Source organism: Corallococcus praedator, assembly GCF_003612125.1.
In the GTDB taxonomy this organism is placed as follows: domain Bacteria; phylum Myxococcota; class Myxococcia; order Myxococcales; family Myxococcaceae; genus Corallococcus; species Corallococcus praedator.
In genome coordinates this window covers 1-441 of the sequence record NZ_RAWI01001057.1, presented here as the reverse complement: position 1 = coordinate 441, position 441 = coordinate 1, and the positions used below count along the sequence as shown (strand labels likewise).

1 protein-coding gene is annotated in these 441 nt (G+C 64.6%); it reads left to right on the top strand.

What is annotated here, in order from left to right:
• A partial coding sequence (locus tag D7Y13_RS43020; protein ID WP_208734643.1) for a hypothetical protein occupies positions 1 to 328 on the top strand: 328 nt, incomplete at its 5' end.
• Positions 329 to 441 lie beyond the last annotated feature (113 nt).

Here is a 441-nt window from a genome sequence, read left to right as displayed (position 1 = left end):
CGTCAGCACCGCTGCGACCATGCTGGACACCAGCAAGGCAGGCGGCACCCGCATCTGGGTCAATCCTGGCAGCGTGGACGACCTCGAAGGCGTGCCCAATACCGCCGTTCAGGCCCGGTCGATGGAAGCGCGCCACCAGCCGATCAATGCCGACACGTTCGCCCACGTCAACGCCAAGGCCCGGCTCGAACGCGTCGAGGCCGACGTGATCGCCGCATGGGGCGAACTGCACCAGATCCCAGGCTTCAGCCCCGTCGAGGGTGAAAGCCTGCCAGCGGCCATCCGCCGCGCCATTTCCGAAGCTGCCAACCAAGGAATGACATCGTGAACGATCACCAGCCGAAAACCTTTATGGGCATCGATCTTGCTACGTCAGGCGCAATCCGCCCGGAGGATTACAAACTCACGCGCGGGCATGGCCCGTTGGGAACCGCCGTGGGT